The sequence below is a fragment of the Neptunomonas sp. CHC150 genome, from assembly GCF_030397555.1.
Taxonomy (GTDB): Bacteria; Pseudomonadota; Gammaproteobacteria; order Pseudomonadales; family Balneatricaceae; genus Neptunomonas; species Neptunomonas phycophila.
The window spans coordinates 1-365 of the sequence record NZ_JAPNXU010000062.1 but is presented as its reverse complement, the minus strand read 5'-3'; the positions used below and the strand labels follow the sequence as shown (position 1 = coordinate 365).

Annotated in this window: 1 pseudogene; it reads right to left on the bottom strand. The window is 48.2% G+C overall.

Features of this window, described 5'->3' with window-relative positions:
• Positions 1-296: pseudogene (locus tag OW491_RS18190) on the bottom strand (hypothetical protein); the annotation flags it as partial.
• Positions 297-365: the final 69 nt, after the last annotated feature.

The following is a 365-nucleotide window of genomic DNA, read 5'->3' as shown; positions in this document are numbered from 1 at the left end:
TCTCCGCTCAGTGGGTCAACCATTTCTTGAATGCCCCACCAACCAGACTTAACCAAGAGTGGCTTTAGAATATCTTGAAACTGCTTGAACGTTTGGCCTTGCTCGATGGCCTCTTCAACAATGGCTTTCACATCCACAAGAAGATCGGCATTCAGCATCTTTGCAACAGTGAATGCGTTGTTGTGCTCTTGCTTCCATACGTCGCGATAGTCAAAGCCGGGTTCTACTCCTTTACTCTTGAACCACTCTAGCGACTCAACAGGGACTATGTTTTCAGACGCAAGGGCTTTAGACATCTTTAGCGTCTCCATAGCCGCGCATCTGGAACATGTATTGCGCCATCTGCTCAACAAACACGTCAGCGC